Origin of the sequence: Allobosea sp. AK1, assembly GCF_006714945.1 — a bacterium.
Taxonomy (GTDB): domain Bacteria; phylum Pseudomonadota; class Alphaproteobacteria; order Rhizobiales; family Beijerinckiaceae; genus Allobosea; species Allobosea robiniae.
In genome coordinates this window covers 1,355,259-1,371,032 of record NZ_VFMG01000001.1, presented here as the reverse complement: position 1 = coordinate 1,371,032, position 15,774 = coordinate 1,355,259, and the positions used below count along the sequence as shown (strand labels likewise).

The window sequence follows — 15,774 nt, the reverse complement described above, 5'->3', positions numbered from 1 at the left end:
TAATCCCCAGCAGACACTGAGGGAAAATGGTGGGCGCGACAGGGATCGAACCTGTGACCCCTACGATGTCAACGTAGTGCTCTCCCGCTGAGCTACGCGCCCGTCGCCGCTGAAAGCAGCTTCCGGAAGCGTGTCCGGGCCGTGTTGGCCGCGATCACGCTGCGAGTGAGGGGGGCTATAGCGGCTCGCTTCGCGGGTGGCAAGGCGTTTGCCGCATAAATTCTACAGGGGCTGTTGGCATCCACATTCGTGCGATGCCGAACGGCCTTTCAGGCGGCCAGCAGCTTCTCGACCTCGTTGACGAGCTCGCGCAGGTGGAAGGGCTTGGAGAGCACCTTCGCATCTTTCGGCGTCTGCGAATCGGGGTTGAGCGCCACGGCGGCGAAGCCGGTGATGAACATCACCTTGATGTCGGGATCGAGCTCGGTGGCGCGGCGCGCCAGCTCGATTCCATCCATCTCCGGCATGACGATATCCGTCAGCAGGAGCTCGAACGGCTCCTCGCGCAGGCGGTTATAAGCCGACAGGCCGTTATCGAAGGAGGCGACGTCGTAGCCTGCGTTCTGCAGGGCCTTGACCAGGAAGCGACGCATATCGTTGTCGTCTTCCGCGAGCAGTATCTTCGTCATGGGCCTGATCTGTTCGTCCCTGAGGCCTGAGTTCGTCTAGCGTCTGGCGCCCGGCCGAGGCCGGGCCTGGAACGGTTGGGTAATCACCCGGCCGCACAGTTGGAACCATGTCCTTTCATAAGGCAACATCATGGTAAACAACGCGTGAATCCAGCACGGATTTTCCAGGGTTTCGCGACATCGCTTCAACCGTTCAGGTTTGTGTGCTTCAGTCATTTGCGATGAGCCTGTCCTCAGCCCCATTTCCGCCCGCGCCGGACGATGTCGTCGCCGAGATCGAGCGGCCGTTCAGCCTGTACCAGCCGGCTCTCCAGGTCGTGCCGGTGGTGGTCGACGTGCCGCATGCCGGGCGCTGCTATCCCCGCTGCTTCGTCGAGGCGGCGCGTCTGCCCTTGCGCAGCCTGCGTCGCTCCGAGGATGCCTATGTCGACCGGCTCTTCGCGCAGAGCGTCTCGCTCGGCGCGCCACTGCTGGTGGCCGAGTTCCCGCGCGCCTATCTCGACGTGAACCGCGAGCCCTACGAGCTCGATCCGCGCATGTTCGAGGGCCGGGTGCCGCCCTTCGCCAATACGCGTTCGATGCGCGTGGCGGGAGGCCTCGGCACCGTCCCCCGCATCGTCGGTGACGGGCAGGAGATCTATTTCGGGCGGATTCCGGTCCAGGAGGGGCTCGCCCGGATCGAAGAGCTCTACCGGCCCTATCATGCGGGCCTGCGCAGCCTCGTCCAGCGTACCCAAGGCGTGTTCGGCACCTGCATCCTGGTCGATGCGCATTCGATGCCCTCGGCCGGGCTCGACCGTGACGGGCTGGCGAAGTCGGACATCATCCTCGGCGACCGCTTCGGCACCAGCGCGGCCGGCTACATCATCGACATCGCCGAGCAGGCCTTCACGCAGCTGGGCTTCAGCGTCACCCGCAACCGGCCCTATGCCGGCGGCTTCATCACCGAGCATTACGGCGCGCCGGCCGCTGGGGTGCATGCCTTGCAGATCGAGGTGAACCGCGCGCTCTACATGAACGAGGCGACGCTGGAGCCGCATGCCGGTTTCGGCGAAGTCGAGCAGGCGATGGCGGCGGTGATGGCCGATTGCTTCGCGCGCTGGAGCGGCTGGCTCGACGAATGGCGCGAGGCGGCCGAATAGCGGCAGCTGGCGAAGCGGGGGCTATTTACGAAAAAAAAGGGCCGCACACTTGCGTGGCGGCCCAAGTCTAGGGAGGAAACGCCCAAGGAGGGCAATGAAGGTTTGAGGTCATCTCCCCTTCGCAGTGCACAATATGAGGGTGCGCTGCAAAACGCAAGTAAAATCAGCGGAATCACAGGCGTCATGCGATGAGCGCATGATACCGAGACGAAAAGGCGAGGTTTCCTGGATATTTCCGCATCCGGCCTCGTCTGAGATGGTCAATTTGCGGAGTCGATGCTGCAAAGCAGCAAACTGGAGTGCCTGTTCATGAGCGCAGTCGATTTCGGCGCTTTCGTCGCGGATCTGGCGACGCAGTCCGGCCGGGCGATCCTGCCCTTCTTCCGGGCGCTGCATGCGACGGAGGACAAGTCGCGGGGCGGGGTGTTCGATCCCGTGACCGAGGGCGACCGCGCCGGCGAATCGGTGATGCGCCACATGATCAAGCGGCAGTTCCCGGCGCATGGCGTGCTCGGCGAGGAATTCGGCAGCGAGAACACCGATGCCGAATATGTCTGGGTGCTCGATCCGATCGATGGCACGCGCGCCTTCATCTCCGGCATTCCGGTCTGGGGCACGCTGATCGGGCTGACGCGCAACGGCGTGCCGGTCTACGGCATGATGCACCAGCCCTTCTCGGGCGAGCGCTATTCCGGCGACGGGCGCGAGGCGCGCTATGAGGGGCCGGGCGGGCCGAAGAAGCTCAGGACCCGCCAGACCACCGATTTCGCCACGGCGACGCTGATGACGACCTCGCCCACCCTGTTCAAGGGCGCGGAGGCGAAGGCCTTCGCCCGCGTGGAGAAGGAGGTCAGACTCTCGCGCTATGGCTGCGATTGCTACGCCTATTGCATGCTCGCTGCCGGCCATGTCGATCTCGTGATCGAGAGCGGCCTCAAGCCCTATGACATCGTCGCGCTGATCCCGATCATCGAGGGCGCCGGCGGCGTCGTCACCTCATGGGACGGCGGCAGCGCTGCCGGGGGCGGGCGCATTCTCGCGGCCGGCAGCAAGGCGCTGCATGAGGCCGCCATGGCCCTGCTCGCCGGCTGAGCCCGGCAGGGCCTGGTCCTCGCCGGGGATGAAGGCGTCGAAGGCGGCCCAGAACTGGGCGCGGATCGCGTCGCTTTCCATCAGGATCTCGTGGCGCGCGGTCGGCAGGACCAGCGCCGAGCCGGTCTTGAGCCGCGCCGCGAAACGTTCGATCGCCGGCGTCGAGACCACCGGGTCGCGGCCGGCGGCGATGATCAGCGTCGGCACCTTCACCTCCAGCGCGGCCGAAGGCGCGGCGAGGCGCGCCATCAGGCGGAAGGCGGTCCTGATCCAGGCAATGGTCGGGTCGCCGATGCTGAGATCGCGCGCCGCGGCCGAGAGCGCGGCGTTGCGGGCATAGCGCACGGGATCGCTGGTCAGGCGATTGCCCTCGAAGGGCTTGGTCGCGATCGCGGTGTCGCCGCCGCCCGGCACGAAAGCCCGGCCGAAGCCGAGCCAGTAGAGCAGGCTCGCCAGGATCTTCGCGCGGCCGGGATGCGTGATCATCGCGATGCCGAGCATCGGCGCGAGCGCGACCATCCGCGAGACCGGCAAGGCATTCGAGCGTGCGGCGTCGAGGCAGAGCGCAGCACCCATCGAATGAGAGAGGACGAAATAGGGCGGGGGCAGCTTCGCCTGCATCTCGGCCATCGCCAGCGCCAGATCGGCCTCGTAATGCCTGAGGCGCCCGACATGGCCCTTGCGCGTGCGCCGGACGAAGCGCTGCGAGCCGCCCTGGCCGCGCCAGTCGAAAGAGAGGACGTGGAAGCCGCGGCGACGCAGCTCCGCGACAGTCTCGCTGTAGCGCTCGATGAACTCGGCCCGGCCCTGCACGACGACGATGGTGCCGCGCACCGGCTTCACTGTCGGGCGCCAGCTGGCGAAACGCAAGGAGGCGCCGTCGCGAGTCGTGGCGAGCCAGGTCTTGCCATGCCCGGGAACGGGATAATCCGGATCGGCGAAAAAGGCGGCCTCGGCCATCAAGTGCTCCGCATCGCGGCTGCAGTATCGAACGCGGCCGCCGCATGCCCGATATCCTGCACCGGATATCCTGCGAAAACATGTCGGTGCGCTTAAAAAGAAATGCGAGGGCTGATTTCGCGGCCCGAAAGAACGGCTCTTGAAAAGCTCGGGCGCCTCCCCAGATCAGGTCTGCGCAGGCCGGAACCGGCTGCGCGAAAGCAACCTAGGTCCGCGCTCAGGCGAGGCGGACCGACCCCATTGTCGCTTCTTCGGAGGACATATCATGCGTCATTTCGACCTTTCCCCGCTCTATCGCTCGACCGTCGGCTTCGACCGTCTGTTCAATCTCCTCGACCAGGCGACGAGCAACGAAGCCGCCCCGAGCTACCCGCCCTATAATATCGAGCGGACCGCCGAGAACGCCTACCGCATCACCATCGCGGTCGCGGGTTTCGGCGAGGGCGACCTCTCCATCGAATCCAAGGAAAACGCGCTGACCGTCAAGGGCGAGAAGCAGCTCGTCGAGGGCGCCGAGAAGCGCGAGGTCCTGCATCAGGGCATCGCCGCGCGCGCCTTCGAGCGTCGCTTCCAGCTTGCCGATTATGTGCAGGTGACCGGCGCCAGCCTGGAGAACGGCCTGCTGCATATCGACCTCGTGCGCGAGATCCCCGAGGCCAAGAAGCCGCGCCAGATCGCGATCGGCACCGGCGGTTCGGCGAAGGTCCTCGAGGCCAAGGTCGCCAAGGCGGCGTAACCGGCGTCCAGCTTTCGATGAAAGCGAAAGGCTCCCGGAAACGGGAGCCTTTTTTGTTGGCTGGTCAGTTCATCGGCGCGACGGGGGCGATCGGCGTCTCAGGCTTGGGCGTCGATGGCGTCGGGTCGTTCTGCTGCACCGGCGGGATAGCCTGAGCCTCGGGCGCGGGCGCAGCTGTCGAGAGCGGCGGCTTGCGGTCGGTGCCTTCGGTATTCCGCACATCGCTGGGATTGACGAGCTTCGGCTTGTCGGCGCCGGTCTCCGGATCGGTCGTGCCGGGGGATGGCTCCGCCGGCTTGGCGGGCTGCGGTGGCACGGCAGTTGCCGGAGCGCTGGCCTCGGCCGGTGCGGTTTCCGCAGGCTTCGCCGGTTCGGGTGCCGGCGGTGCGGCGGGGGAGGGCGGTGAGGTGATCGCGGGCGCGCTCGCTTCTGCCGGCGGCGTTTCCGCTGGCTGGACAGGTTCGGGCGCCGGCGGGGCGGCCGGCGAGGGCATCACGGTTGTAGCCGGGGCGCTGGCTTCCGCCGGGCCCTTCAGTTCGGCCGGGCGTTCGGGCGGCTGGGGCACGAGGCGCTGGCGCGGCGGAGCGTGCTCCTCGCGCGGATCGGCGCGGGCGACGCTGGGAGCAGCCGGCTGCCCGCGCAGGGGAATGCGGCGGATCAAGTCGCCGGCATAGGCGTCGAGGATCAGGCGTTGGCGCTGGCCACCGGCGGTGACGCCGTCGACGATATAAGTGTCGTTGCGCCGGATCGAACGCTCGATCCGGACGAGCCCGTAACGGCGGGCGGCGATGCCATTGACCGAATAGGCGGAGACGGCAGCCGGAGCACGCGGCACTGCAACCGGTGGGCGCGGGGCGTAGCCGTAATCATAACGATAGCCGTAGCCATAGGCCGGGTAGGGATCGTACCCGTCGTCATAATAGTAGTACTGCGCGCTGGCGGCGCCCGCCATGCCGGCCATTGCGCCGGCCACGACCAGGCCCATCAGCGCGATGCGCCCCGGTGCGGTCGAACGATCTGCCATGCCAAATTCCCTTAACGAATGACTATTCGACACTTAGTCTTGTTAGGGATTGCGGCGGGCGTGGGGCTGGAAACGCGGCGCAAATACGCCCGCTCAGCCAGCGATCACGGCGATCAGAGCCTCGACATGCTCTGCTTCCGTCGCAAAGGACATGACGAAGCGGCCGACGACCTCGCCCTCCTTGAGCGGCGCTTCCGGCGGCAGCGAGCGCGCGGACCAGTCGTAATAGCCGATGCCGGCGGCCTTCAGGCGCTCCTGCACGGCGGGCGGCAGAACCAGGAAGACCTCGTTCGCCTGACAGGGCCAGGCGAGGCGCGCCTCGCCCCCTTGCGCGACCGAATCCGCCAGGCGTTTGGCCCGGGCATTGGCGTGGCGGGCGAGGTCGAGCCAGTGATCGTCGGCAAGCAGGCCTTCGAACTGGGCGCCGAGCACGCGGCCCTTCGAGAGCGTCTGGCCGGCGCGCTTGCGCCGCCATTTCATTTCCTCGGCCTCTGCCGGGTCGAAGAAGATCACGGCTTCGGCCGCGAGCGCGCCGTTCTTGGTGCCGCCGAAGGAGAGGACGTCGACGCCGGCCTTCCAGGTGATCTCCGCCGGGGTGCAGCCGAGCGTGACCAGCGCGTTGGCGAAGCGGGCGCCGTCCATGTGGAGCTTCAGGCCGCGCGGCGTCACGGCCTCCTTCAGGGCGCGCACCTCGGCCGGCGTGTAGATGGTGCCGCATTCGGTCGCCTGCGTGATCGTCAGCGCCTGGGCCTGGACCTGGTGAAAATCGCCGGCGCGCAGATGCGAGAGCGCCTTCGTCACCGCTTCCGGCGTCAGCTTGGCGCCGGTGCCGGGCAGGTCGACCAGCTTGGCGCCGTTGGTGAAGAACTCCGGCGCGCCGCATTCGTCCTCGACGACATGCGCCTCCTCATGGGTGAGGACCGCGCCCCAAGGCTTGACGATGCTGGCGAGCGCCAGCGCATTCGCCGCCGTGCCGGTCAGGACGAGGAAGACCGCGACCTCGCGCTCGAAGATCGCGGCGAAGCGCTCCTCGACGCGCTGCGTCCAGTCATCCTTGCCATAGGGGGAGGCGGCGCCGGCATTGGCAGCGGCGAGAGCGGCCATGACGCGGGGGCTGGCGGCGGCGGTGTTGTCGCTGAAGAAATCCATGATTTGAGGGTTAGGCGGATGGCGCTTTCCTGCCAAGCGGCACCGGTGGAGAGGGGGCTTGCGCGCTGCGCCGGACGGATTCGCGCGAACGCTTCAAAAACAAGAACCGGGCTGCCTGAGTCAGGCTTTCGTTCCGGAAATGTCTGGTACGGATTCGATTTTGCAATAAAATTTCGCTGCAGCGCGAAATCGGCGCTTGTGCGTAGATTGGAATTCTGGCAAGTTCATCGCAATAGGACAGTGTTGCTGTCCCATTTTTCACCGCGCCGACCAAAAGCTGATCTAGCTGGAGGTCGCGCCGTCGCAGCGGAGCGGAGCATGACGAAGGGCCGGGCTACCAACGCCAAAGCCAATCGCACGCGCGCCGTCCGTAAAACGACGGCCTGAAGACAGGCGCGAACGGGCGAGGCACGCCCGAGGCGCCTGCGGAGGACGCGGGCGCGGTGGAAACAAAGCGCAAGCAGAGCCTCCAAAAAGACGACGGCCGGACCGCCTTGGCCCCACCTTGCTGTCGACTTGCTGTCGGCACTGAGGGCCGCAGCGGTCGGGATCATGGACTGACGGGTCTCCCTGCCGGCGCAAGCTCGCGGGGTTCTGGGGAGCGGGGTTTGACGATGAGCGTGACCAGCAAGTCGAGCGGCGCAGCGGCTTTCGAGCGTTTTCCGGCCGTGCGCGATCCGGCGATGCCGGTGCGTCAGGGCCTGTACGATCCCAATAACGAGAAAGACTCGTGCGGCGTGGGCTTCATCGCCGACATGAAGAACCGCAAGAGCCACGCGATCGTGCAGCAGGGCCTGCAGATCCTGCACAATATCGACCATCGCGGCGCCGTCGGTGCCGATCCGAAGCTCGGCGACGGCTGCGGCATCCTCGTCCAGATCCCCGACCAGTTCTTCCGCGAGGAAACCGCGCGGCTCGGCATCGCCCTGCCGGAGCAAGGCTATTACGCGATCGGTCAGTTCTTCATGCCGCGCGATCCGACCGCCCGGGCGATGTGCGAGGATGTCATCTCGCAGACCGTGGCGGAGGAGGGACTCGTCTTCTTGGGCTGGCGCGACGTGCCGGTCGACAACAGCGATCTCGGCCATGCGGTGCTGGCGACCGAGCCGGTGCATCGCCAGCTCTTCGTCGGCCGCCCCGACGACATCACCGACGAGGACGAGTTCGAGCGGCAGGTCTATGTCCTCCGCAAGTCGGTCTCGAACAAGGTCTACAAGCACCAGGAGCGCAAGACGGCGGAGTATTACCCCGTCTCGATGTCCTGCCGTACCATCGTCTACAAGGGCATGGTGCTGGTGAACCAGCTCGGCTCCTACTTCAAGGACCTGCAGGACGAGCGCTTCGTCAGCGCCTTGGCGCTGGTCCACCAGCGTTTCGCCACCAACACCTTCCCGTCCTGGCGCCTCGCCCATCCCTACCGGATGGTCGCCCATAACGGCGAGATCAACACGCTGCGCGGCAACGTCAACTGGATGGCGGCGCGGCAGGCGAGCGTCGATTCCGACCTGTTCGGCTCGGACATCTCCAAGCTCTGGCCGATCTCCTATGAGGGCCAGTCGGACACCGCCTGCTTCGACAACGCGCTCGAATTCCTGGTGCAGGGCGGCTACTCGCTCGCCCATGCCATGATGATGCTCGTGCCGGAGGCGTGGAACGGCAACCCGCTGATGAACGAGGAGCGGCGCGCTTTCTACGAGTACCACGCCGCGCTGATGGAGCCCTGGGACGGGCCGGCCGCGATCGCCTTCACCGACGGGCGTCAGATCGGCGCGACGCTGGACCGCAACGGCCTGCGCCCCGCGCGCTATCTCGTCACCGACGATGGCCTCGTCGTGCTCGCTTCGGAATTCGGCGTGCTGCCGATCCCGGAGGAGAAGATCGTCGAGAAGTGGCGCCTCCAGCCCGGCAAGATGCTGCTGATCGATCTCGAACAGGGCCGCATCATCGGCGACGACGAGATCAAGACCTCGCTCTGCCTCGCCAACCCCTACAAGGACTGGCTGAAGCGCACCCAGATCGTGCTGGAGGACCTGCCGCCGGTCGAGGCGCGGGCCTCGCGCACCGACGTGCCGCTGCTCGATCGCCAGCAGGCCTTCGGCTACACCACCGAGGACGTTCGCCTGCTGATGGCGCCGATGGCGGTGACCGGGCAGGAAGCCGTCGGTTCGATGGGTACGGACACCCCGATTTCGGCGCTCTCGCTCAAGTCGAAGCTGCTCTACACCTATTTCAAGCAAAACTTCGCGCAGGTGACGAACCCGCCGATCGATCCGATCCGCGAGGAGCTGGTGATGAGCCTGCTCTCCTTCATCGGGCCGCGTCCTAACATCCTCGATCTGGAGGGCACCTCGCGGCGCAAGCGCCTGGAGGTCCGCACCCCGATCCTGACCAATGACGATCTCGAGAAGATCCGCTGCATCGGCCATTACGAGGATCGCTTCGACACCAAGACGATCGACTTCACCTATCCGGCGCGCGAGGGGGCGGCCGGCATGGACGGCGCGGTGGCGCGGCTCTGCGAGCGCGCCGAGGCTGCGGTCCATGGCGGCTACAACATCATCATCCTGTCCGACCGGCAGGTGGGCTCCGACCGCATCCCGATCCCGGCGCTGCTGGCGACGGCGGCGGTGCACCATCACCTGATCCGCAAGGGCCTGCGCACCTCGGTTGGCCTCGTCGTCGAATCCGGCGAGCCGCGCGAGATCCATCACTTCTGCTGCCTCGCCGGCTACGGCGCCGAGGCGATCAACCCCTATCTCGCCTTCGACACCCTGCTCGACCAGCATGAGCAGGGCGCCTTCCCCGAGGAGGTCGATGCCGACGAGGTGGTGAAGCGCTATATCAAGTCGGTTGGCAAGGGCGTGCTGAAGGTGATGTCCAAGATGGGCATCTCGACCTACCAGTCCTATTGCGGCGCGCAGATCTTCGACGCCGTCGGCCTGAAGAGCGCCTTCGTCGACAAGTTCTTCTTCGGCACCGGTACGGCGATCGAGGGCGTCGGCCTCGACGAGATCGCCGAGGAGAGCCTGCGCCGTCACCGCGACGCCTTCGGCGACTCCCCGCTCTACCGCAACAGCCTCGATATCGGCGGCGAGTACATGTATCGCGTCCGCGGTGAGGACCATGTCTGGAAGCCGGATGTCGTCGCTTCGCTGCAGCACGCTGTGCGCCTCAACGCGCAGGATCGCTACGAGGAGTTCGCGCAGCAGGTCAACGATGACGCGCAGCGGCTCAGCACGATCCGCGGCCTGTTCAAGGTCAAGATGGCCACCGATAACGGCCGCGCGCCGGTGCCGCTGGAGAGCGTCGAGCCGGCGGCCGAGATCGTGAAGCGCTTCGCCACCGGCGCGATGTCCTTCGGCTCGATCTCGCGTGAGGCCCACGAGACGATCGCGCTCGCGATGAACCAGATCGGCGGCAAGTCGAACACCGGCGAGGGCGGCGAGGAGCCGATCCGCTTCCGGCCGATGCCGGATGGCCGTTCCAAGCGCTCGGCGATCAAGCAGATCGCGTCGGGCCGCTTCGGCGTCACCACCGAGTATCTCGTCAATGCCGACGTGATGCAGATCAAGGTCGCTCAAGGAGCGAAGCCCGGCGAGGGCGGCCAGCTGCCCGGCCACAAGGTCGACGCCAAGATCGCCCGGACCCGGCATTCGACGCCGGGCGTCGGCCTGATCTCGCCGCCGCCGCATCACGACATCTATTCGATCGAGGATCTGGCCCAGCTCATCTTCGACCTGAAGAACGTCAACCCGTCAGCCGATGTCTCGGTGAAGCTGGTCTCGGAGATCGGCGTCGGCACGGTTGCGGCTGGCGTCGCCAAGTCGCGCGCCGACCATATCACCATCTCCGGCTTCGAGGGCGGCACGGGCGCGAGCCCCCTGACCTCGCTGAAGCATGCGGGCTCGCCCTGGGAGATCGGGCTTGCCGAGACGCAGCAGACGCTGGTGCTGAACCAGCTCCGCGGCCGGGTCGCCCTGCAGGTCGACGGTGGATTGCGGACCGGGCGCGACGTCGTCATCGGCGCGCTGCTCGGGGCCGACGAGTTCGGCTTCTCGACCGCGCCGCTGATCGCGGCGGGCTGCATCATGATGCGCAAGTGTCATCTCAACACCTGCCCGGTCGGCGTCGCGACGCAGGATCCGGTGCTGCGCAAGCGCTTCAAGGGCCTGCCCGAGCATGTCGTGAACTACTTCTTCTTCGTGGCCGAGGATGTCCGCCGGATCATGGCGGAGATGGGCTTCACCAAGATCGAGGAGATCGTCGGCCGTTCGGACCTGCTCGACAAGCGCGACGCGATCGAACACTGGAAGGCGAACGGGCTCGACTTCACCAAGCTCTTCCACAAGGTCGACCTGCCGGGCGTGGCGATCCGCCATGTCGAGTTGCAGAAGCACCCGATCGACACCGTGCTCGACCGCCAGCTCCTGGCTGAGGCGGCGAACGCGATCGAGACCGGCACGCCGGTCGTGATCGAGAAGCCGGTCGGCAATGTCGACCGCAGCACGGGCGCGATGCTCTCGGGCGCCGTCGCCAAGAAATACGGCCATGCCGGTCTGCCGGAAGACACGATCACGGTGAAGCTCAAGGGCACGTCGGGCCAGAGCTTCGCAGCCTTCCTTGCGGCCGGCGTCACGGTCGAGCTCACCGGCCAGGCCAATGACTATGTCGCCAAGGGCCTGTCCGGCGGCAAGGTCATCGTGAAGCCCGACCCGGCGACCAGGGCCGTGGCCGAGCGCTCGATCATCGTCGGCAACACCGTGCTCTACGGGGCGATCGCGGGCGAGGCTTACTTCCGCGGCGTCGCGGGCGAGCGCTTCGCGGTGCGCAATTCCGGCGCCATCGCGGTGGTGGAAGGCACGGGCGACCATGGCTGCGAGTACATGACAGGCGGTGTCGTCGCGGTCATCGGCCAGACCGGGCGCAATTTCGCGGCCGGTATGTCGGGCGGCATCGCCTATGTCCTGGACGAGGACGGCACCTTCAAGTCGCGCTGCAACCTCTCGATGGTCGATCTCGAACCGGTCGAGGAGGAAGAGGACCTGATGGAGCGGCTGCACCATCATGGTGGCGATCTCGAGCATAAGGGCCGGATCGACATGACCAACATGTCGGGCCACGATGAAGAGCGCCTGATGCAGATGCTGACGAACCATGTCGACTACACCGGCTCGGAGCGCGCCCGCACCATCCTCGACAACTGGGCGGATTACCGCACCAAGTTCGTCAAGGTGATGCCGGTCGAGTACCGCCGCGCGCTGCGCGAGATGGAACAGGCCCGCACCTTGCAGGCTGCGGAATAAGCGAACGCCACCCCGCCGGGGCCGTCACGGTCCCGGCATCTCGATCAGGTTAAGGCACGCGCACGGGGACGTACCCGCGCACACGGCGAGAGAAACGGCATGGGCAAGGTCACGGGCTTTCTCGAATTCGACCGGCAGGAGCAGAAGTATCAGCTCGCCGGCGACCGCATTCGCCACTTCCGCGAGTTCACGCTCCCGCTGGAGGAGCGCGATATCAAGAAGCAGGCGGCGCGCTGCATGGATTGCGGCATCCCGTTCTGCCACGGGCCGACCGGTTGCCCGGTCCATAACCAGATCCCGGATTGGAACGAGCTGGTCTATTCCGGCGGCTGGGAGGATGCGCTGCGCAACCTCCACTCCACCAACAACTTCCCGGAATTCACCGGCCGCATCTGCCCGGCGCCCTGCGAGGAAGCCTGCACGCTCAACCTAGAAAACATGCCGGTGACGATCAAGACGATCGAGCAGGCGATCGCCGACAAGGGCTGGGAAGAGGGCTGGATCGCGCCGGAAATCCCGGCCAAGCGCACCGGCAAGCGCATCGCCATCGTCGGCTCGGGGCCGGCGGGCATGGCGGCGGCGCAGCAGCTCGCCCGCGTCGGGCACGATGTCCATCTCTATGAGCGCGAAGCCAAGGCCGGCGGCCTGCTGCGCTACGGCATCCCCGACTTCAAGATGGAGAAGAAGCATATCGACCGCCGGGTGAAGCAGATGGAGGCGGAAGGCGTGATCTTCCACTACAACGCCAATATCGGCGTCAATCTGCCCTTCGCCACGCTGATGGCCGAGCATGACGCGGTGCTGATGACCGGCGGCGCGGAAGCGCCGCGCGACCCCGGCCTGCCGGACACCAATCTCGCCGGCGTGCATTACGCGATGCCGTACCTGACCCAGCAGAACAAGCGCGTCGGCGGTGAGGACGTATCCAGCCTTGAGCCGATCAGCGCGGCCGGCAAGCATGTCGTCGTGGTCGGCGGCGGCGACACGGCCTCGGACTGCGTCGGCACTGCCTTCCGGCAGGGCGCGCTCTCGGTAACGCAGCTCGACATCCGGCCAATGGCGCCGGAGCTGGAGGACAAGCTCACGGTCTGGCCGTACTGGCCGACCAAGTTCCGCACCTCGTCTTCGCAGGCGGAAGGCGCCGAGCGCGAGTTCCAGGCTGCGACGCTCGGGCTGGAAGGCCGCAACGGCCGGCTCACCGGCGTGAAATGCGCCCGCGTCGACGAGAAGCGCAAGCCTATTCCTGGCACGGAATTCGTGCTCCAGGCCGACCTGTGCTTCCTCGCCATCGGCTTCGCCGGTTCGGTGATCGAAGGGATGATCGCGCAGTCGGGCGTAGGCGTAGACAAGCGCGCCAACGTCGTCGCCAATGACCGCGACTACAAGACCAGCGTCGGCAAGGTCTTCGTCGCCGGCGACATGCGACGCGGCCAGTCGCTGGTGGTCTGGGCGATCCGCGAGGGCCGCCAGGCGGCCCATGCCATCGACAAGGAGCTGATGGGCGCCACGATCCTGCCGGTGTGAGGCAGGCGCCAGCCCTTATACCGCTGAGCGTTCACTCCTTCGCCGGATCGGCCTTGTAAAGCCGGACCGGCGAGCCGGGTGCGCGCCGGATCGTGCCCTTGGCTTCGAGGTCGAGCTGTACGGCTTTCAGCCACCATCCGGCCGTCTTGCCCTGCGGAAACAGCGCCTCGGGCAGGTGCGGCAGCAAGGCTTCCTTCGCATCGGGGACCTTCAGGCCCGGTGCGGCTCGCGGCAGGACCAGCAGCAGCGCCTCGCGCATCGCGAGATATTTGGCCCGGTCGACCCGCTCGGTCTTGCCGGGCGTGTTGACGTTCTCGATCTCGATCTTGTCGTCAGCCATCGGTCGTCCTTGCCGTTCTGTTTCCGGGTTTCCCGGTTCCGCCAGCCGAAGCCGGTTCGTCGATCTCCCTCTAACGCAGGCGGAGCCGCTTGGTGTCATGAGTGCGTTCCGCGCCGCGCTCTTGCCCCTTATGCCAGGGAGGCGCTGGTCCTCGGCTGCTGCATCGCTATGATCGCCGTCATGGAATCGAACCAGAAGGGGAAGCAGGCGCCGCGTCGCCGCTTCCATTGCCGCACTCGCGGACCTGTCTGCGCCCCGCGCTTCACCTCGCGGGGCTGACCGGGAACGCACCGTCGTCTCATCGTCAGCCTTTGTTGGCGCGCTCATGCGCGCATGCCTGACCTCATGAGATTCCGATGTCCCTGATCACCCTGAAAGACCTGTCGCTCGCACGCAGCGCGCCGCTGTTCGCCGGCCTGGACCTCGCCATCGCCAAGGGCGACCGCCTCGGACTCGTCGCTGCCAACGGGCGCGGCAAATCCTCGCTCCTGCGCATTCTGGCCGGCACGGAGGAGGCGAGCGGCGGGACGCTGACCCGCTCGCGCGGCCTCGTCACCGCCTTCGCACCGCAGGACCCGCCCGAGCGCCTGCTGGGATTGAGCCTTTACGATGCCGTGCTGGATGCTCTCGATGCCGAAGCGGCAGAGACCGAAAGCTGGCGCGTCGATGTGCTGCTCGACGATCTCATGGTCGAGGAGAGCCTGCGCGGCCGTGCTGTGGGCAGCCTCTCCGGCGGCTGGCAGCGCACGATGCTTCTGGCGCGGGCGGCGGTGATCGAGCCGGACCTGCTCTTGCTGGACGAGCCGACCAACCATCTCGATCTCGAACGGATCGGCCTGCTGGAGCGCTTCCTCGCAGCTCTGCCGCGCGATTGCGCCGTGGTTGCGGCGAGCCATGACCGCGCCTTCCTCGACGATGTCAGCACGCGCACCCTGTTCCTGCGCCCGGCGGAGAGCGCCGATTTCACCTTGCCCTATTCGCGCGCCTTGCAGGCGCTGGAAGAGCGCGACGCGGCGCGCGGCCGGCAGTTCGAAAACGAAATGCGCAAGGTTCGGGCGCTCCGCCAGCAGGCGGCGAAGCTGAAGAATATCGGCATCAATTCCGGATCGGACCTGCTGGTGGTCAAGACCAAGCAACTCTCCGAGCGTGCCGACAAGCTGGAGGAGCAGGCCAAGCCCGGGCACAAGGAGCGTTCAGCCGGCACGATCCGGCTCGCCAGCAGCGGCACCCATGCCAAGGCGCTGGTCTCGATCAAGGAAACCGCGATCGCCACACCGGACGGGCGCCTGCTGTTCCGCACCGGGCCGCTCTGGATCGAGAAGGGCGACCGGATCGCGCTGCTCGGCGCCAATGGCAGCGGCAAGACCCGCTTCGTTGCGCGGCTGCAAGCGGCGCTCGACGGTTCCGACCCGGAGATCCGCGGTGCGGCGACCCTGAAGGCCGGCTATTCCGACCAGGGCCTGTCGCAGCTCGATGCCTGGCGCACGCCCTGGGATGCGGTGAAGCATTCCAGCGATCTCGGCGACCAGACGGCCCGCACGGTGCTCGCCGGAGCGGGCATTTCGAGCGAAGCGCAGACCGCGCCGACGGCCCGGTTGTCAGGCGGGCAGCGGGCACGGCTCGCGATGCTGCTGCTCCGTCTGATCGAGCCGAATTTCTACCTGCTGGACGAGCCGACCAACCATCTCGATATCGAGGGGCAGGACATGCTGGAGAGCGAATTGATCAAGCAGGAAACGGCCTGCCTGCTGGTCAGCCATGACCGCGCGTTCGTGCGGGCCGTGGCGACGCGGATCTGGGTGATCACCGGGAGGAAGCTGGTCGAGGTCGATGATCCCGATCCGGTCTTCGACAGGCTGATGGCGGGGTGAGGCG

11 protein-coding genes and 1 tRNA gene are annotated in these 15,774 nt (G+C 66.7%); 6 read left to right on the top strand and 6 right to left on the bottom strand.

The genetic code is table 11. The features are described from left to right. Positions 1-27 precede the first annotated feature (27 nt). A tRNA-Val gene (locus tag FHT98_RS06955) sits at positions 28-102 on the bottom strand. 167 nt (positions 103-269) lie between these two features. After that, entirely contained in the window at positions 270-629 is a 360-nt protein-coding gene (gene cpdR, locus FHT98_RS06950; protein WP_038363805.1) for a cell cycle two-component system response regulator CpdR, read from the bottom strand. A 221-nt stretch (positions 630-850) separates the two neighbouring features. On the opposite strand from cpdR, the gene FHT98_RS06945 reads away from it, so the two are divergent. Both FHT98_RS06945 and hisN read left to right on the top strand, forming a co-directional pair. Continuing rightward, entirely contained in the window at positions 851-1,771 is a 921-nt protein-coding gene (locus FHT98_RS06945; protein ID WP_142113296.1) for an N-formylglutamate amidohydrolase, read from the top strand. Positions 1,772-2,080: 309 nt separating this feature from the next. Beyond that, a complete protein-coding gene (hisN, locus tag FHT98_RS06940) occupies positions 2,081-2,863 on the top strand; it encodes a histidinol-phosphatase (RefSeq protein WP_142113294.1) in 783 nt (260 codons plus the stop codon). On the opposite strand, the gene FHT98_RS06935 is transcribed toward hisN, so the two are convergent. Further along, positions 2,768-3,823, bottom strand: a complete 1,056-nt coding sequence (locus FHT98_RS06935) for an alpha/beta hydrolase (protein ID WP_142113292.1) — start codon at positions 3,821-3,823, stop codon at positions 2,768-2,770. The two genes, hisN and FHT98_RS06935, sit on opposite strands and share 96 nt — an antisense overlap. Before the next feature lie 265 nt (positions 3,824-4,088). Between FHT98_RS06935 and FHT98_RS06930 the strand changes: the two genes are divergently transcribed. Further along, a complete protein-coding gene (locus FHT98_RS06930) occupies positions 4,089-4,559 on the top strand; it encodes an Hsp20 family protein (RefSeq protein ID WP_061970098.1) in 471 nt (156 codons plus the stop codon). Between the two features lie 64 nt (positions 4,560-4,623). On the opposite strand, the gene FHT98_RS06925 is transcribed toward FHT98_RS06930, so the two are convergent. Both FHT98_RS06925 and FHT98_RS06920 read right to left on the bottom strand, forming a co-directional pair. After that, entirely contained in the window at positions 4,624-5,583 is a 960-nt protein-coding gene (locus FHT98_RS06925) for a hypothetical protein (RefSeq protein ID WP_142113290.1), read from the bottom strand. 93 nt (positions 5,584-5,676) lie between these two features. Next, positions 5,677-6,732 carry a threonine aldolase family protein gene (locus FHT98_RS06920; protein ID WP_142113288.1) on the bottom strand — a complete coding sequence of 352 codons (1,056 nt, stop codon included), beginning with the start codon at positions 6,730-6,732 and terminating at the stop codon, positions 5,677-5,679. Positions 6,733-7,346: 614 nt separating this feature from the next. Between FHT98_RS06920 and gltB the strand changes: the two genes are divergently transcribed. Together gltB and FHT98_RS06910 are read left to right on the top strand one after the other, a co-directional pair. Continuing rightward, on the top strand, positions 7,347-12,035 hold the full coding sequence (gltB, locus tag FHT98_RS06915; protein WP_142113286.1) for a glutamate synthase large subunit: 4,689 nt from the start codon (positions 7,347-7,349) through the stop codon (positions 12,033-12,035). A gap of 99 nt (positions 12,036-12,134) precedes the next feature. Beyond that, the gene (locus tag FHT98_RS06910; RefSeq protein WP_142113284.1) at positions 12,135-13,559 is read left to right on the top strand and encodes a glutamate synthase subunit beta; all 1,425 of its coding nucleotides are present in this window, start codon (positions 12,135-12,137) and stop codon (positions 13,557-13,559) included. A 31-nt stretch (positions 13,560-13,590) separates the two neighbouring features. On the opposite strand, the gene FHT98_RS06905 is transcribed toward FHT98_RS06910, so the two are convergent. Next, the gene (locus FHT98_RS06905; protein WP_091856934.1) at positions 13,591-13,899 is read right to left on the bottom strand and encodes a DUF6958 family protein; all 309 of its coding nucleotides are present in this window, start codon (positions 13,897-13,899) and stop codon (positions 13,591-13,593) included. A gap of 356 nt (positions 13,900-14,255) precedes the next feature. On the opposite strand from FHT98_RS06905, the gene FHT98_RS06900 reads away from it, so the two are divergent. Next, positions 14,256-15,770, top strand: coding sequence for an ABC-F family ATP-binding cassette domain-containing protein (locus FHT98_RS06900; RefSeq protein ID WP_142113282.1), 1,515 nt, complete (start codon positions 14,256-14,258; stop codon positions 15,768-15,770). Positions 15,771-15,774: the final 4 nt, after the last annotated feature.

Bases quoted from the DNA above. Each gene is read 5' to 3' on its own strand.
- cpdR (WP_038363805.1), bottom strand. From the start codon at position 629: ATGACGAAGATACTGCTCGCGGAAGACGACAACGATATGCGTCGCTTC.
- FHT98_RS06900 (WP_142113282.1), top strand. From the start codon at position 14,256: ATGTCCCTGATCACCCTGAAAGACCTGTCGCTCGCACGCAGCGCGCCG.
- FHT98_RS06920 (WP_142113288.1), bottom strand. From the start codon at position 6,732: ATGGATTTCTTCAGCGACAACACCGCCGCCGCCAGCCCCCGCGTCATG.
- gltB (WP_142113286.1), top strand. From the start codon at position 7,347: ATGAGCGTGACCAGCAAGTCGAGCGGCGCAGCGGCTTTCGAGCGTTTT.
- FHT98_RS06945 (WP_142113296.1), top strand. From the start codon at position 851: ATGAGCCTGTCCTCAGCCCCATTTCCGCCCGCGCCGGACGATGTCGTC.
- FHT98_RS06930 (WP_061970098.1), top strand. From the start codon at position 4,089: ATGCGTCATTTCGACCTTTCCCCGCTCTATCGCTCGACCGTCGGCTTC.
- hisN (WP_142113294.1), top strand. From the start codon at position 2,081: ATGAGCGCAGTCGATTTCGGCGCTTTCGTCGCGGATCTGGCGACGCAG.
- FHT98_RS06905 (WP_091856934.1), bottom strand. From the start codon at position 13,899: ATGGCTGACGACAAGATCGAGATCGAGAACGTCAACACGCCCGGCAAG.
- FHT98_RS06910 (WP_142113284.1), top strand. From the start codon at position 12,135: ATGGGCAAGGTCACGGGCTTTCTCGAATTCGACCGGCAGGAGCAGAAG.
- FHT98_RS06925 (WP_142113290.1), bottom strand. From the start codon at position 5,583: ATGGCAGATCGTTCGACCGCACCGGGGCGCATCGCGCTGATGGGCCTG.
- FHT98_RS06935 (WP_142113292.1), bottom strand. From the start codon at position 3,823: ATGGCCGAGGCCGCCTTTTTCGCCGATCCGGATTATCCCGTTCCCGGG.